Genomic DNA, 17,314 nt, shown 5'->3' with positions numbered 1-17,314 from the left:
TCGGTACTCACGCCTCAAAACTGTGTTCGTTGGAGAGATTGCACACTGCTATGCGTACCTCCCGGCCGGTTTGGCACACCAATCTGCGTTGCCAAGTCGACGATTGCTATTGCGCTGGGCCCATCTTCTGCGGCCCTTGGGGTCTCGCGCGAATTCCCAGCAATGCAAGACCTTACAACTGACGATACGGCAATTCTCAGCGCGGGCGTGAAAGGGCCGCTCGAGTTCGATAGTCACGCTCCGACCATTATCCTTGAAGTCGGCGAGCGCACTTTGAGTGAGTGGCAAGGCCTCGCTGGCTTGAACGCCGAGGACGCTCCTCTCATGGACGGCACATTCAATGACTCGATAATGGGGTATTATGGCCGCATTTTGTTGCATCACATTGCCACTGCATCAGAACGCGCATTCGCCCTTGATGACCTCTCACTGCAAGCGATCATGCTGGGTATTGGTACGCGTTTGATGGCGCAAATTTCACAGACCGGAACCAGCGCCCCGCGTCCGGCACGGGTGAATACCAACCGCATTGCCGAGGCGAAGGTTTACATCGATCAGAACCTCAGTGATCGTGACCTTTGCGTTGAGTCAATTTCGTCCGCGATTGGTCTCTCAGCTCCGAGGTTTACGGACCTGTTCAAGGAGCACGAGGGCGAAACGCCTTATGCCTATGTCTTGAGGCAGAGAACCAAGCGAGCGCATCTTCTAATTTGTGAAACCGCGAGGCCGTTTGCGATCATCGCGTTTGAGTGCGGGTTCTCTAGTGCCGCTCATCTGTCGACCGTCGTGAAGCGGCAGTTTGGCGCATCGCCCAAGGCGATCCGAAACAGATAAAGTGCGTTCCGATAAAAGAGATGTCGAGCTACTTCGGGTCAATAAACGATAACAGACTCTCTCGGAACGTACGACCAACCGCGCAGACTTCGCCGTTCGAAAGGATAACTCTTGACGGCGAAGTCTCGCGGACTTGGATCCTATTAACGATGATGGATTTGTGGATTCTCACGAACCCGAACCCCGCCAGCCTCTGCGCCAGTTCGCGCAGACTTTCGGAAACCAATGTCCTACTGCCATCTTCCATCACCAGTTCTGAGAAATTCCCGCCAGCCTCGATCCAGAAAATGTCCTGAGGACTGATCAGCCGGTGGCCGGTTCCGTCCTTAAAGCTAAGCACCGCTGGAAGTTCGGCTTCGCTGCGCGCTGCTTCTAGCAAGGGAGTGAGATTCTCCAGAGTGAGTGCCAGACGGTCTGGCGCTACTGGCTTCAGAACATAGTCTCGCACGCCGAGCCGGAACGCTTCGATCGCATATTCCGCCTTCCCAGTTATGAAAGCCGTAACAGGGGGAGAAATCTCTTCCTCGCGGACGCGTTCCAACATAGCCAATCCAGTCATCTTGGGCATCTCCACGTCGAGCAACAGCAAGTCGGGTCGAGCGTCGCGAATTGATGCGAGGGCCTCTTCGGGATCAGTAAAGGCTGCAAGCATCTGGAATTGCGGATGAGACTGCATAAGGGACTTGATAACGCTCAACGCTGGCGGTTCGTCGTCGACAATTATGAATGTGAAGGGGCTTACCATGTTTCGATCTCGGCATGAAAGCGACCGTGGCCGAGCGTTTTGCAAACAAAACGGTGTCGGTCCGGGTGCAGATACTTCAGCCGTTTCGAAATGGATTCAATTCCAGACCCGAGTCCATCCAATTCAGAAATCTGATCGGCGCCACACTCGTTCGTTACGACAAAAACGAAGCCATCCTCAGTCTCTGAGAAATACGCCAACACGTCCAATTCTCCGTTTCTGTCTCGTCCATGTGAGATGGCGTTCTCGACCAATGTAGAGCACAACAGCCTGGGGATCTGGATGTCGGTTTCATCGGGAAAATCCAACTCAATACGGACCCGTTCGTCGCCGCGCTTTCTGGTTATGAGGCATAGGTTCCGGATGAAATTCAACTCATCAGACGCATTGGTAAAATCGCCTTCAGATGTATCCGTAATGTGCCGGAGCATGGTCGATAGTGCCAGGATCAATTCGGGTGTTGCCTCGGGATCAGTTAGGCTTTCGGCATAGATTGCGTTTAGTGTATTATACAATACATGCGGACTTAGCCGCCGATTAAGTGCTTGTTGTTCAACCTCTTCCTTGTCCTTGCGCGCTTGACGCGCGAGCTCTTTCATTTTCACAAAGGTGTATGCGGCTCGCGATGCGTAGATCACCCCGATGATGATCAGCGCCGTGATCATGTCCTTGGCAAAGTCAGTTGCCCGGCCTGTCACAACTGAAGGCAGATAAAGGCAAAGACAGGTGGCTGCGTAGATTCCGGCAACTCGCACCAAAGTCAGACGCCATGCCGAGGGTCTAATGGTCACCCATATCGCCAGCGCACCGATCACGAGACCGGTAGTTAGGTGGCGAACTGCATTCCAGAAAACGTCGCTCCGATCAAGTTCCGTGGTTTGTGGCTGGTAGGCTTGAATCAAAAGCAAGTAAAAAGCGCAACAAATAACAAAGGTGCCGAGATAGAAGGTAACTCCCAACCGATTGAAGCGCAGCCCCTTTCCGGTCATCCAATGCGTAATCCCTTCCATCAGGCGCGACCGCCAACAAGAGAACAAGGAATTTCGAACCATGGCCACATCGCGGCAGACTCCCCTACCATGTTTCAATAATAATCAAGGTGCTACCGCTAGGTGAGGGATGATAACTGAACTCGTGACTTTCTGGGTAAAGCGATGATAGCCTTTCCGACAAGGCAAGTGTTTTTTGCTCGAGCGCTCCGTGGTCGAATCCTTTCGGCAAGGTTATTGAAAACCTGAACCCTTCGGGGCTTTCTTCAAAGCTTAAGGTTAACGCGCGGCTGAGCCGATCTTCCTTGCATGCTGCAATGCAGTAGTGAAACAAGTTCATGCAAACGAGATGCGGGACCTGGATGTCAGGTTTGTCTGGGAAATTGCATTCAATCGCAAAACCACCGGCCTCTTCCCCAGACAGCAATGTGCTATACCTTGCAATCGCATCAAGTTCTGCTCGTGCGTCGCAAAAATCCCGATCAGCCGCATCCGTAAGATGTTTCACCATGATCGACAGGGACAAGACAAGCTCAGGCGAGGTATCAGGATCAGCTGTGGCCTTGGTGTGGATGACACTTAGCATCTCGAGGATGCTGGTCGGAGCGAGCCTTGAACCCATTGTGCGTTCTGCAACTGCCATTTGCTCAATCCGAGCCTGGTCAGCCCAAGTTTTAGCTACGATTGCAAGATATGCCAATCGAATTACGTTCGTTAGAATAACCACCAACGATGTGCTTACTAATTGCTCTAGAATTACTGGCGACACACCAGTCGCTATCGTTGCGAGTGTTGAGACAGTGGTGACCAGTATCGTGATAACGAACATAGCCACGACGCGCTGCCACGCTCGATTGAATTTATCAGCTGCTTTGATTGTGAGTAGAGCGGTGAGAGTAACGCCGAGGATCGCTTCAAACGGGTAAGATAGACCATACCCTTTATCAAGAGCATCCCATCCAAATAAAATAAGCAAAATGGTAAGAGGTGTGAAGAAAAAAGCGTAGCCAAACCAGCGAGGAATGCCTTGTGTTTTGTTATCATCTGGAATTGAAGATTGACTCACAGCTGTTGTTTGCACTGAATTACCTTTCCCTACGTAGCTGAAGCTCACTTTTAATGTGGCCTGTTGCAACCCTTTGGATTGGTCCATTGCTATCGCCAGAACCTACTTCATGGCTAAGTAGATTCACATAACTCGCAAATTTTTGAATTTTTTTCAACACTTGCAATCCCCACTTTAACTCCTGATGTGATCATTCATCCATTTTATCAATATATTAGTCGAAATAATCGGTGCGCGCTTCGTGCATTTTGAAAGAAATTGGTAGAATTCTGTAAGAGAATTTTTGTTGGCATTTTGCTTATGAATAGCTTGGACTCGCCAACTGCGTGTTTTCTGCCTGATTGACGCAGTCATTATAAGTGATTGGCCTTTAATTCCCGGCGGAACACGTGAAATGTGCGACTTCTCAATTCTAGCAGAATGTAAACCATGCAGCTGAAGCGAAAGCGGCAATTCAAAAGCACAAGTCATGATATCAAGCACGCATCGAGCGCGCACATGATTTGTCGTAAGCGACATCGCTACTCGACCTTTGATTTTTATGTAGCTCTTAGGGATACCCGTCTAACGGCAGATCGCTGATTTTGCGGATAATTATGAGACTTGAGAAATCATTTCGGGCGCATGAATTAATTTGGTCAGAACATGATAATCGTGTTGTTAAAACATTCAAAATAAAAATTCTTTACAAAATATTCGAGTGCATTTAGATTGATGTCATCACGTTTCGTGGTAAACATGAGGAGAGTTTTATGTTTAACGACATCTTATTGCAATTAGATGAAATGATGGAAAGTGTTGGATCTTTGCTTTTACAGTTCCTGCTGTAAAAATGATTTATAATTCGCAAGGCGCAATTTATTTGTGCCTTGCGTACAAACCTTGCCTTGCAAAATTATAAAATCAATAGATAGTATAACACTTTCAGTGCCTTGCTCGATTATTCAAAGCTCTCCTCGAGAAATTTGAAATTATTCGATGGTCTCATGAAGAGGTTTCCGATCCACTTCGAAGATCCATAACGCTTCTTTGGCTCAAAAATGGTCGCTAGCTTTCCCGCCCGATCGTTTCAGATGTCATGACATCGTTCCGTTCGGATTTTTCGCAGACGCCTAACAAAAAAGCGGCCGGGGCGCCTCTAGGGGGCGCCCCGGCCTACAGTTAGCCTCAGCTAATGACGGCACGGGTTTGGAACCAAGACCGTTATTCCAGAAGAAAATCGAGACCGACCGACGCGGCTACACCGCTATTCGGTCCGCCCGAAATACCGCCACTGAAACTCCACTGATTGTCATCGTCGGTTGCGCGTAAGCTGAGACCAAACGAAACTTGCCCACGATATGTACCGACCCCAACTCTGCCGGTAACGGCACCAGGCTTGATGAGGGCTGGCGATTGCAATGCCAAGGCAGAAGCGATCCCAGCATTTGCACGATCCTCAATGCTTTTGAGGTTGAACGCCAATTCCTGAAACCGCAGATCAGTATATTGATTGGCTGACGTCAGAGTGCTGGACATGGATTGCTGTAATTGAGCAACGTTGACAGCATCGCTTGCGCTTATGCCGGAAGCAACGTTGCGCACCCGGACCGGAGTGGAGCTGCCGACACCCCCTAGTGTCACCGAGGTGGGGGGCTCGTCTGGGCCGGCAGGTTCATCGTAGGTGATTGAATTGATCGATTGTTGTTGGATTGCAAATAGCTGGCTACCGTTGACAGCTTCGCTGGAATCAGCCGCAATTGCGCCATCCGCAACACCGCTAAGCACGCGATCTCCATCGGTGCCGGCCAAGCTTACAACAGTTCCGCCTGTTTCTCGGCCAACCGAAATATCGCCAGTCCCCGGCGAACCACCATCCTGTTGCACAAGACCGGCAGTGCCGTTGGTCAGCGCCGCGATACTTGTGTTCGCGGTGACCACATCATCTTGCAATGCCGTAAAATCAGTTTGTATCGTGCTCACTTCGCTTTCGAGTGTCGAAACATCCCCTTCGAGCGCTGATGTGCGGCTCATCAAGGCAGAATCCACATTCTGAAGATCAACGACGTCGCTTTCCAAAGTTGTGGTCCGCGCCGCAAGCATTGCGTCCGCGTTCCTGAGATCGCCAACGTCCGTCTGGAGCGTGGAGATATCGCCTTCAATTGAGGTGATATTGCCTTGTAGTGACGTCACATCGCCCTGAAGTGTCGCGATGTTACCCTGGGCCACGCCAAGGTCACCCTGGAGCCCCGTAACATCGCCTTCGAGCGTGGTGGTTCGCGCTGCGAGAGCTGAGTCCGCACTCCTGAGGCCGTCAACATCGGTTTGAAGCGCGGTGACATTCCCCTCAATCGATGTGATATCGCCCTGTATAGAGGTCACGTCCCCTCGCAGTGCCGAGACATCTCCCTCCAGATTGACGAAGTCTGTTTGGAGCGTTCCAACATCGCCTTGAATGGTGTTTACAGCGGTGCCAATCGCAAAGAGTTGACTGCCGTTGATTGCGTCGGTCGAAGTCTCGCTCACTTCTCCCGCCGCGACGTTGGCAATCTGTCGTTTGAATGTACCGGAACCAACCGAGAATACCGCATCTGCCGTTGCGCCGGCAATGTTGCCTCCATTGATCGAACGTGGACCAGTGCTTGCCGCCTCGGCAATCGAATCTGCGCCGATCGCTACGTCGTTCTGACTTGTGACCGAAGCTCGCGCGCCAAGCGCAATACTGTCTACACCATTTGCGGCACTGGACACGCCGATGGCGACACTGCCGAGTCCCGCGCCAAGGGCCAGGTTGCCGATTGCGATCGCTCGTTCGGCTGTGGCGCGGCTTTCACGACCGACAGCAATCGCCCGATTTTCCGTAGCGTTACTCAATGACCCCATTGAGACTGCGGCGAAGCCACTTGCAATAGCGGTTGGGCCGACAGCGACCGTCTCAGTGTTGGACGACACGGAATTTCGACCAAGAGCGACGGCGGCCACACCGGTCGCACGCGCCGCTCGCCCAGCGGCGATTGATTGCGTCCCAGAAGCCCTAGCGCTAGACCCGAGAGCCAAGGAACCGCCCCCGCTAGCATCACTATTGGCACCAAATGCTGCGCTTTCGGTGTTGGTAGCATTGGCATTAAAGCCGACCGCAGCACTACCGAGGCCGCCTGATACTGCTTCGGAGCCCAGCGCCGTGCTTGAGCTTCCAAAAGCTGATACGTCTCTGCCGATCGCAACGCTTGCCGAGCCGGACCCAGATGCACCAGATCCGATCGCGATGGAGGAGAGGACCCCATTGGCAAGGCTGTTTTCGCCCAACGCAATTGAACCGGCAGTAATACCGCGAGCGGAATTGCCGATGCCGATCGTCCCTGTGCCGACGGCCCCAGATCCATCGCCCAGAGCGACCGCACCTTCGCCGATTGCTTGCGTTTCGTTGCCCAATGCGACAGCGCCCTGGCCATTCGCATCGCTATCCTGGCCGCGCGACAGCGCGCCCTGGCCGGTTACAGTGTTGTTTACACCAAGGAGGAAAGCAATGTCGCTTTCAGCTATGTTCAGCGCAGTGCCCACGGCAAACAATTGGCTGCCGTTCACTGCGTCGGTTGAACTTTCCGTGACCTCGCCGGCTGCGACGTTGGAAATCTGTCGCTTCAATGCGTTGGAGCCGACCGACAGCACCGCATCTGCCGTTTCGCCCGCAATGTTGCCTCCATTGATCGAACGTGCGCCGGTGCTGGCCGCCTCGGCAATTGAGTCTGCGCCAAGTGCCACGTCGTTTCGACTTGAGGCCGACGCTCGCGTGCCAAGTGCAAGCGCACCAAACTCTGTTGCTGTCGCATCCTGCCCGATGGCCACACTGCGCGCGACTGACGCGAGCGTGTTCCTACCGATCGCGATCGTATTCGCAGCGGTTGTTGCTGCGAAACTTCCGATGGCGATGCCATCACCAGCACCAGTTGAAGATGCACGATCACCTATCGCGATTGACCCTGTTTCGATCGCGTCGGCCGAACTACCTATGGCGATACTACCGACACTTGAAGCTGTGGCTCCTGCGCCCAATGCCAGAGCACTGGTATTCAGCGCACTCGCATCAAATCCAAACGCTGAAGCCTGGGCACCCGATGCAAAGGCATCGGAACCAACCACAGTGCTATTCTCCCCTCTAGCTTCCGCACGCAAACCAGCAGCCAGTCCGAAATCACCGGAGACTCTCGACGACGGGCCTAATGCGACAGAGGAGTCAGCGGTCGCAAAGCTCCCAGTGCCCACGGAGACACTTCGGTTGGCAGTCGAGTTGCTTAGCGCGCCGAGCGCCAACGCTTCAACACCAGTCGCTATCGCCAACCGGCCGACAGCCACTGTTCGAGTGTTGCTTGCTTCAGACGTATTGCCAACCGCGAGAGAAGTGTCTCCAGTTGCTTTAGCGCTCGTGCCGAAAGCTGCTGACTGTAGTCCGGTCGCATCGGCATTAACTCCAACGGCGATCGATACACCGCCCGAAGCGGTGGATCCAGCGCCAAATGCTGAATCTAAAACCGAGGTCGCTTCCGAACCGAAACCAATGGCGATGGTATCTCGGCCAGAAGCAAGGCTCTCTGGTCCGAGGGCTGTTGCATTACGCCCACTGCTGTTGGCCTCCACGCCAATGGCGAGTGATCGAAATTCGCTCGACCTCGAGGCCTCACCAATGGCTACACCCGATATTCCGCTGGCATTGCTGCTTGCTCCGATCCCAATAGCGCCTTGCTGCGCAGCGATCACCTGCGAGCCGATGGCAATCGCTGTATCGGCAGTCGCGGTGCTCTGGTTACCTATGGTAATCGCCGCCAATCCCTCCGTGAAATTCTCTCGACCTATGGCGAGAGCAGCATCTCCTATAGCGTCATTGAAATAACCTGCAGCAATGGCACCTTCCCCTTCTGCCACGTTGGAGAAACCCTGGACGATGGCGCCATCACCAATCGCATTGCTATCTTGGCCCAACGCGACGGTGCCATTTCCTGTGGCCTCAAGACCTTGACCCACCGCAGCCACGCCGCCTCCAGAAGCTGTATTGTCAATCCCGACCGCAACTGCGCCATCGCCTGTAACGATGTTACCACCGCCCTGTGCAACAGACCCATTGCCGTTGGCCACGTTTCCCTCGCCAAGACTCACGGTTCCACGACCCGAGGCCGTATTACGAAAACCCATTGCAAGGTTGCCTTCGCCGATGGCTCCATTCTCAAAGCCGATTGCGATCGTTCCACGCTGCGTCCCGCTAGCGTCTAGACCAATCGCACTATTGCGAATGCCCAGCGCGACGTTCCCAGCAACTTCAGCTTCATTGTCACGACCAACTGCAACGGTTCCATCTTGCGAAGCTGTGTTGCCAGAACCTTGTGCGACCGACCCACTCCCATCAGCATCGTTGTTATCGCCCTGCGCAACAGAGCCTGTACCATTTGAATCGTTGTTGTTGCCGACCGCTACAGAACCGCTGCCGGTTGCGTTGTTGAAAGTGCCCTGAGTGACCTGACCGTGCGCCGGTAGCGGAGCAAGGGCTGCAGCGACTGCAATCACCGCGCTTGAGTTAAGGAGCCTGGAATTGCGGATTACGGGGAAACGGAATGACAACATGCCAACCTGTTTGGATGAGGAGTCCATTCTTATGTACCTTTCGATTAAACTCTTAGAGGGACCAATCACGCCGAAAAACATAGTCGCGAAGATTTTGGAGCCTTAGGATCTTTCCAAAATAAAAACCCTGGTATTGAACGCTGGGGTTTTTATTTATTGAGGAGAAGTCTTTTTTTGTTTCAACACCTTCAAATACAACTGTTTCAAATCTTTGATTAAATAAAGTTGCGAGTCCATTCAGCAATCGCAATTGCTCTTTATTGTTCCTTGCTCCGTGTAGTAGGGATTTGTCGAACTTAATGATGTCGAGTGGAAGATCACCGAGAATGGACATCCCAGCGGCGCAAATTCCAAAGTCATCAAGGGCAATGGAAGCGCCCAGCATCTTCAATTCCTTCAAACGCGCGCGCATTTTGGGAATTGCGGAGACAGTCATCTTCTCGGATACCTCGAAGATCACCCTTCCGATGTCGAAGCCCGTCAGATTTGACGATTTGACCAGCTGAGAGACCAATGTGTGGTGCAGCAACTGATCCTGCGTGAGGTTGATGGTAACCCGGATGTGGTTTGGCAGATCAGCGCAGCGTTGGAAGGTCTTGACCAGCACATCTTCGAGCAGTTGTCCGGTAAGCCCGTGACGATCAGCGATTGCCTGTGCTGCCTCAGGTCGGACAAAGCGGCCGCTCTCTCCGGCCCAAACGGTGAATGACTCAAATTTTGAGACGTCTAATCGGCCATTAGTGAGTTTGAAGATTGGCTGAAATGAGAGTGAAACGCGACCAGATTTGATGATCGACAACACGATATCTTCATCGGTTCTTCCGCTCGCTTCTTGCGGTCCGACTTCGGGAAATTCAACGAACGATCCAACGTTCAGGTGATGAATATTGGTCTGGTCTTCTGTGCGCCAGTCCTGCGCTTCTTGGTAAAGAGAACTCGATTTCATTTGCCAACTCCTTCGACTTCGGAGTTAGGCGTGGACATTTAACTGCTAGGTAATCGAAATTTTCAGAATCGCCGCATCTCTTTCATATTCAGTCGGAGTGCTGATTCACTGGACATTCTCGGCTGCAATGATCCGCGATGTTCACTCAAGCGCAAAAATGAACGGCGATCGCGGAGTGGTCGAAAATTGCGCTCCAAGCGAAGAGAAAGTCGCGTATTTCATATCCTCCGTTCCTATTTCTTGCTCGCCATAGGGGCTGGCAGCTCAATTGTTTGGTCAGTCAAATGCTCTGACTTTTGGATGTACGAAACATGCAGAGTTGACGCCGCAACCTTAGTTGAACGGATCTTTCAGATTCAATGACATAGCGTGTGTGGGGTAACCCGTTCGAGGGAGCCTAAGCGGACCACTGCGTGCAGGCGACTATCGGTGCACTTCACATTTTGAGATCCTCAAAGAGAAGGACAGCCGAGTCTGGCTGACTATCGAACCCTTGAGGGAGAAACCGAGATGAGCAGCATAGACGATTTAGACCTTCTCGAGCGAGAAGAGGCGATGGATGGGCTAGGATATGACGAGGAGTTCGATAGCCTGTCTCAAGGCGACGAGTTTGACGAATTCGACGATTATGATGCTGCGGGTTTTGACGAGCTTGAAGGCTTTGATGGTCTTGATGACTACGATGACTTTGACAGTTTTGGGGACGACATCGATGCCGATATGTTTGACGGGATCGATGAGTTTGGTTTCCTCAAGAAGGCATGGCGCGGCATCAAGAAAGTGGCAAAAAAGGTCGCGCCGATTGCCAAAAAACTAGCCCCGTGGGCTGGCCGCGCGATCGGAATGGCCTTGGGAGGTCCGGCTGGAGCCGCAATCGGCGGAAAACTGGGCAGCTTTGCCGCCAGTCTTGAAGACGGATATGACGGCATGGATGGTGAGGACACCATCGATGAAATGGATGCAGAAGGCTTCTACAATGTCGACTCCGTTGACGAAGAGGCTGCGGAAATGATGGCCCACGTCGCGTCCAAGTCAAAGAAGTCTGCGGAAGCTGGAGCGCTCGCGGCAGCCTCCGCAGCGACCCTTGCTTCCAAGGCCCCCGCCAAGGTGAAAGCCGTCGTTCCAGTTGTGAGCGCGGCCTCCGGGAATGTCGCACGGGTCATGGGCAAATCGGGCAAGAGCAAGGTGCTGACCAAAACTCTTCCAACGATCCAGAAGAGGACAATCGCTACGCTCACCAAAAAAGCTGCCAAAGGCAAGCCGGTCGATGCCGGTACAGCGAAGCGCGTTATGGCGAAGCACACCGCGAAGGTGCTCAATTCGAGCAAGCAGATCGCCAAGGCTTTGGCCAAGAACGAGACCAAGCGTCGTTCGCTCGACAAGAAAGCAGTCATGCGGGCGGAACGCTACGCCTGATAGGACCGCATTCTCTTGGCGAAGGGGATTTGCCTACCCCTGACCTGCTGGTCCTCTTCGCCCCAATTCCACCAGATGACAGCAATACCAATCCAGGAGAAAGACCGTGGACGCGTTCGATACTCTGGAAGCCGAAAGCTTCGACACCGATGACGATTTTGACCTCGAAGAGGGTTTCGAGGACAGCTGGGACGACGAAGACGACTTTGCAGATGGCCTCGACGAGTTGGATGAATTCAACTGGCGCGAATGGGCATCTCCTATTGTGAGCGTGGGCCAAACGATTTATGGCAGCCCGCTGACCAAGTCCTGGCGTGGGCGGAACAAAGGCGCGGACGCTGCGATCCGCGGCGTGTTCGGCGCTCTGAAAGGGATTGCTGGTAGCAGTTGGCTCAAAGACGGAATGGATACTGATCCCTTCGAGCCGGAATATGAAAGCGATGCCATTGATTCAATGGAAGCTACCGCCGAGGACGCAATCGATGGCGATGGCATTGATAGCATGCTGGCCGCCGACGAGCTCATTTCTCGCAGTTTCGGCCCGATGCGTACTTCGCCACAACTGCGACCGATCCTCGCCCTGCTTCATCGCGAAATGCGGCGGTTGATCGCCGGAGCGCGCCGCAATCCGCGCCTTCGAACATTCGCGCGCGTTGCTCCGCTGGCTTTGCGGCGCACAGCAGTTGTGCTGACGCGAATGGCAGTGGGCCGCCGGCGGGTTTCCCCGCAACTTGCGCTGCAGATTTTCAGAAAGACTCTGCAAACAGTCGTGAGGTCCCAGCAATTGCGGGCCAGGGCTTTGCAACGTGCACGTCTGCGGGCTCGCCGGTATCAGAGCCGCCGTCCAAGCACTGGCCGCAGCGTGATGGTGCATCGTCGCGGCTATCCCTCTCGTCGGAGCCCATCGCTTCGTCGGCCCTACTACTGAAACGCTGGGACGAGGGGATTTCGCCATGGCTCGCATAGTCACCGCCAGAAGACCAATGCGCCGTGTAAAAAGGGCGATGCCAGTCTCCGCAAAGGCATCGACGCGGCGACGCATTGCCCAGAGGATGGTGAGATCCAATGCTCAAAACACCATCAACCGGAGGCTACGCGGCTCTAGTCGCCGTGTGCGTGCTCCGATCAGTTCAAACCGAAGGCGAGTGGCATTGATCTCTCGCAGGCCAAGGCACGCTACTTTGCGCCGCCGCAACCAGATCCGCCGCAACCAGATCCGGCGCCAGCGGATCAGGCAGCAGCGGATCAGGCAGCAGCGGATCAGGCAGGCTCGCCATCGGCGTTTGGCCCTGCTGAGGCGCAGAAGAAACGCGTTACGGATCCCAATTCGCAATCGTCGAAGACGGCGTTGGAGAATTCGGTACGGTCGGATTTTTAGTCTGCCTCCATACTATTCCTGGCCGCAAGATCGAGTGGTGATCAACGTCAACAATCGCCGCAAACGCGAGGTCGCGCGCCAGAGCTTCCGTGGCGCGAAGCGTAAAGGGAAGGTCGTTTTGAGCGGCGATCTAATCGCTCGCCGATGGGTTCGTGCGCAATTGGTCAACGCGGCGCGCCACCTGGACCGGCTCACACCTTTCAAGCGCGAGAATTACGGCGAGGGCATTGCCCGCCCACGTGAGGCGAATGTGCGTGCCGCCAACAAATTACTGCTTAAGGTCCGCAATCGCCAGATGCAGCGTGTCGCCAGCCTGCGCCGGGCTGCTGCTGCTGCCGAACGCCAAGGGACGACCGAAGCGTTCAGCCGGTTTGCGCGCCTCAAGGACGGTGCAGTGAGCGGCACGCGCAAGACTGAGCAGGTCTGGCATTTCTATGACGAATTGTTCGCGCAGCGGCTGGGCCCCATGGCGAACGAGCTCGCCGCGATGGATCGTATTGCGCTTGATTGTTATCAGACCTGCTTCATGGGCTTGGGGCGCGCGCAATCGCTTCCCACTCCGCCGCCGATGAGTTTTATGGAGCCTGCATCAGGGCCAGCCACCTATCGGCGCGGAGTCACTGTCCCGAAACTGGCCAGAAGCGCCAATCCGTTCCCATTGGTCCGCCTGCCGTTTCACCGAATTACGAGCCCCTGGTCTCTAGGCGCCGTGCCGCATGAGATTGGACATAACCTCCATGCAGACTTGAAACTTTGGCAGACAACACCGGTCCTCATTCGACAGCGTTTGAAGCGCGAAGGGTTGCCTGAGTCGACGCAGGCAATCTGGGCTCGATGGCATAAGGAAATCTACGCTGACTTGATTGGAGTTCTCCTGCTTGGTCCATATTATTTAGAGAGCCTATTGGATGTGGTGGGCAAATCGCCCTCAAGAGTGGCGAACTTCAACCCGAACTCGGTTCATCCAACATCCTACGTCCGCCCATTCATCTCTACTGCACTTTTACGTCGGATCGGGTTTGAGGATCGCGCGCGCCAGTACGACCAAGGATGGCGCAAAATCTACCCGCGCTCAATCGAACAGAAGCTGCCCGGTTCCTTGCGAAATGGCTTTGCGCGCTCGGCGGCGGCGGTGTGTGACGTCTTATGCTTCAAGCCCATGCGCGCCTATGGCGGCAAATCTCTGTCGCAAGTCGTCAGGTTCCGCAAACAGGACATGGCAACAGTGCGGGAAGCAGCAGAGCGGCTTGCTGACGGGACTAACCCCGGAATCGCTCCATCACGGTTTTTCATTTGCGCTGCCCGCGAAGCTCTCGATCGACAATTGGCGAAACCCAAGGTCATCGCTGAGAACTTCTACACGGCACTTACGGGGAATTGATCAATGACAGGCACTAACCAAGACGACGTCCTGAAGGTGATCGAAAACGTTCGGTTCCCGCTCAAGCAATATGCGACCTATCATAGTCGTATCCTTCAAGAGCAGGAAGAAGTTGCCAAAGGCGGCAAAATAGATCGCGTCGCAGCCTACCTTCAACGTGAGGCTGACGCGCTGCAAATTGCATGTGAACATCTCGATGCTCTTACGGGGATGGACGAGCTAACCAAGCAACAGGTTGAACAAACCCGCGACATCTTCGCAGAGCTCCAAAAATTCTATGTCAAGGATGGCTATCACCAGCGCGAATTGAGCGATGCGTTTCAAGGCGAGACAAAGCTCAATGCTCGCCAGTGCGCGCAGGTTAAAAGGTACCACACTCAGCTGGACAATCGGCTGTCCGAAGCGCGCAAACTAATCTTGGTCTACCTCGACAGCGGAGACCAAACACAGCCTTTCAAGACTTCCCGCGAGCCTGAGCGTGACAATCCGAATGCTCGCCTAAAGACAGGAGAAGAACCAATGTCCCATTCGGATGATGCCTGCAATGAATCGCTAGATGATGTCGTCGACGCCATTTCGCGTTTGCAAGACGGCCAGCATGGCTTGGCGAGCGGCGCGGGAGGCAATTCTTACAACGCGTTTGGCCGGATGCTGGATCAGCGACTGCTGACGGTGCTCGGGATGCCAGACTTAAAGAGCGACGGTGCTCTGGCGATGGACAGCGACGAACTGACGACAAAGTTGCTTGAGGGCCTGGATCGCACAATCATTTCAGAAGCGGTTGGCGGAGTGAACACCTTCCGCTTCAATCCTCTTCGCGCAAGAGGTTCGCTGATTGAAGGAACGGGGTCGGTCCTAGGTGCTCAAGGCGTTGCGGCGGAGACAGTTTCCGCTCTTAAGCCACCGATCATGGCACAACTTCATCGGCTTGAGCCCGAAAATGTTTACTCGGTTCAGGATGAAGCAGGCGATCTGATCCGTGCAATCGAGCTGGGCCTGGATCGCGTCGCTGGCGAAGCCAGTGCAGACCTGGGTGCATTCGAAGTATGGGTGACCGAGCTGTTTGAGCAGATATATCGTGACTTGCTGTCACTGTCATCACTCTACGGCATCAAGACTGCCCGAGAGATCTTACCATTCGTCAAGCTTCTGGCCCGCAGGGATGATACGATCGAAACCATCCTCTCAGCCATCCCGATCAACCTTGCTAGGGATCGGATGTTACGAGATCCCGATATTGGAATTCTCACTGCCGAGGCCAATGACAGGGCTATCGCGGCAATCATGTGTCACCTGATGACAATCTACTCGGTGCTTGTTGCCGGTGAATCCCTCGGACCGCTGCTGGGTCGCGCGCGTGCAGTGAATGCTGCCATTGGTACGGCCGTCGCTTCTGTCCGATCTGCGCTTGATCGGGCAGGTATCTCGATCCACGATCGGACAATCGCATTCAGCGGCGTTGGTGATAATAGCATCAGCCTGAGCAGGCTGTTGTCATGGATTGAGAATGAAACGGTCACGTCACGACCAACATTGCTTCGCTCAGATCTCAATGGCCGTGATCTGGAAAGGTTGCGCAGCGCTCGTAAGACGCAGCTTCAAGCCCTCGAAAAGGTTGATGACCTCGATTTCGCGACGATCACCTGCAATCGCTACGCCGCAGGTAGGCGCGAGATGGCGGAACTGAACCGTCATCTCAGGGATCTTGCCGCGCTCTATGATGCACTCGTGCAAGAGAGCTTCCAGCCGCAGCCTGCTGGTTAAACCAAGGACAATAGGAACAGGAGGTACCGATGACAGATGAATTTCGGACCAATGGAGATGTTGAGGCCGCTCTCGGCCAGCTGGCCGCATTGCGGGAGTATCTTGTGGAGGATGCGCGGCCTGCGCTGCTCAAGGATCCTCAACTGGCGGAGGCCATAAACCAACGGGTCAGCGATCTGATATCGTTGATAGATCAAAGCGAGTCAGAAAAGGAGCCACCAACGGATCACGGGTTGATGGATTTGATCGGTTTGAGTGACGATCCGCCAGACCATGTCGATAGTGCGCGCTATGTACCGCCGGTTCCTGTCTATGATGATCAGGTCAGTCGAGAGCGGCTGCTTGCCATCGCTGACCTCTATTATCTGTTCCAGATGGAGCAGGCGAGCGTATTCCGCGCGGTGCTCAAATTGCAGGAGCTTTTCCGTGCAGGCACGGTCAGGCTCTCTGACGGGGAAGGGGCTATCAAACTTTTCCGGTTCGACCGGCACTCGACCCTGCGCTACACGATGCGTGATCGATATGCGGCCTATCGTAAGGTTTTCAGCTACACAGATGCAGAGCCACCGAAGGGTGCTCGGCCGAATGCGCCTTTCCATAAGCTCTTCACGAATTTCAACCTTCAGGTCTCGCAGTTCTTCCAGGACAAACGGGTCAGCGAGGTCATTCGCAAGGATGGTTCCAGCGAGAGCTTCGGTTCGATGGCGGTCGTGAGGCGCGCGGGGCTCGATCTGCGATACAACCTGCGACATGTCTCCTACGGGCATATCGCGGTCCTTCGCAATGAGGTGATGGGATTGCTTGAATCCGCGTTTGCAATCCTGGGCTCTGACGACATCATGAACCTGTTCGGATCGCCATCGCCTTGGGATACGCTCGAAGAGATCCAGCAGCGTTACCTGAACGAGGCTCCGTTGGCTTCGCAACGCTCGCGCATGGCCGAAGCGGGTCGAGATGTGTTGCGTTGGCTTGCAGAGCCCTATATTCTGTCTAGAGTTCGGATTGACTTCGAGACCTACCTCGAAGACATTGTCGATCAATGCGATGACTGGCTCACATCTGCAGAAAGTCTCGGGTTACAGAAAACATCTGGCGTAAATAGGCCAACAAATGTCATACCGCTAAGAGCAAGGGTTCGCCGTTAAACCAGAGGATTAAAGCAAAAATGCTTGATTCTCATTGACCTAGTTAGGTCATCTGGTC

General features: G+C 54.2%; 12 protein-coding genes. 6 read left to right on the top strand and 6 right to left on the bottom strand.

What is annotated here, in order from left to right:
* Positions 1–162 precede the first annotated feature (162 nt).
* Positions 163–834 carry an AraC family transcriptional regulator gene (locus Q0778_RS05545; RefSeq protein WP_298303463.1) on the top strand — a complete coding sequence of 224 codons (672 nt, stop codon included), beginning with the start codon at positions 163–165 and terminating at the stop codon, positions 832–834.
* A gap of 28 nt (positions 835–862) precedes the next feature.
* Here Q0778_RS05545 and Q0778_RS05540 read toward each other — a convergent pair whose 3' ends face one another.
* The 5 genes from Q0778_RS05540 to Q0778_RS05520 form a co-directional block, all read right to left on the bottom strand.
* Positions 863–1,579, bottom strand: a complete 717-nt coding sequence (locus Q0778_RS05540) for a LytTR family DNA-binding domain-containing protein (RefSeq protein ID WP_298334617.1) — start codon at positions 1,577–1,579, stop codon at positions 863–865.
* Positions 1,573–2,589 (bottom strand): histidine kinase, encoded by a 1,017-nt coding sequence (locus Q0778_RS05535; RefSeq protein ID WP_298303467.1) that lies wholly within the window; start codon positions 2,587–2,589, stop codon positions 1,573–1,575. Before Q0778_RS05535 ends, Q0778_RS05540 begins: the two co-directional genes overlap by 7 nt.
* 64 nt (positions 2,590–2,653) lie before the next feature.
* The gene (locus tag Q0778_RS05530) at positions 2,654–3,721 is read right to left on the bottom strand and encodes a hypothetical protein (RefSeq protein WP_298303469.1); all 1,068 of its coding nucleotides are present in this window, start codon (positions 3,719–3,721) and stop codon (positions 2,654–2,656) included.
* A gap of 1,116 nt (positions 3,722–4,837) precedes the next feature.
* Positions 4,838–9,253, bottom strand: coding sequence for a hypothetical protein (locus tag Q0778_RS05525; RefSeq protein WP_298334615.1), 4,416 nt, complete (start codon positions 9,251–9,253; stop codon positions 4,838–4,840).
* 25 nt (positions 9,254–9,278) lie between these two features.
* Positions 9,279–10,172 carry an EAL domain-containing protein gene (locus tag Q0778_RS05520; protein WP_298303473.1) on the bottom strand — a complete coding sequence of 298 codons (894 nt, stop codon included), beginning with the start codon at positions 10,170–10,172 and terminating at the stop codon, positions 9,279–9,281.
* 510 nt (positions 10,173–10,682) lie between these two features.
* Between Q0778_RS05520 and Q0778_RS05515 the strand changes: the two genes are divergently transcribed.
* Complete coding sequence (locus Q0778_RS05515; RefSeq protein ID WP_298303475.1) at positions 10,683–11,588, top strand: hypothetical protein; 906 nt, start codon at positions 10,683–10,685, stop codon at positions 11,586–11,588.
* A 106-nt stretch (positions 11,589–11,694) separates the two neighbouring features.
* Entirely contained in the window at positions 11,695–12,516 is an 822-nt protein-coding gene (locus tag Q0778_RS05510) for a hypothetical protein (protein ID WP_298303477.1), read from the top strand.
* 202 nt (positions 12,517–12,718) lie between these two features.
* Here Q0778_RS05510 and Q0778_RS05505 read toward each other — a convergent pair whose 3' ends face one another.
* Positions 12,719–12,865, bottom strand: a complete 147-nt coding sequence (locus tag Q0778_RS05505; protein WP_298334613.1) for a hypothetical protein — start codon at positions 12,863–12,865, stop codon at positions 12,719–12,721.
* A gap of 138 nt (positions 12,866–13,003) precedes the next feature.
* Between Q0778_RS05505 and Q0778_RS05500 the strand changes: the two genes are divergently transcribed.
* The 3 genes from Q0778_RS05500 to Q0778_RS05490 are packed head-to-tail and all read left to right on the top strand — an operon-like array spanning position 13,004 to position 17,256.
* Positions 13,004–14,347, top strand: a complete 1,344-nt coding sequence (locus Q0778_RS05500; RefSeq protein WP_298334611.1) for a hypothetical protein — start codon at positions 13,004–13,006, stop codon at positions 14,345–14,347.
* Positions 14,348–14,350: 3 nt separating this feature from the next.
* Positions 14,351–16,111: a hypothetical protein gene (locus Q0778_RS05495; RefSeq protein ID WP_298303483.1), complete on the top strand. Its 1,761-nt coding sequence runs from the start codon at positions 14,351–14,353 to the stop codon at positions 16,109–16,111.
* Positions 16,112–16,140: 29 nt separating this feature from the next.
* Positions 16,141–17,256, top strand: coding sequence for a hypothetical protein (locus tag Q0778_RS05490; protein ID WP_298334609.1), 1,116 nt, complete (start codon positions 16,141–16,143; stop codon positions 17,254–17,256).
* Positions 17,257–17,314: the final 58 nt, after the last annotated feature.

The organism is uncultured Erythrobacter sp., from assembly GCF_947502395.1.
Lineage (GTDB): Bacteria > Pseudomonadota > Alphaproteobacteria > Sphingomonadales > Sphingomonadaceae > Erythrobacter.
Note: the sequence above shows the minus strand (reverse complement) of the source record. Positions and strands in the feature narration are given on the sequence as shown.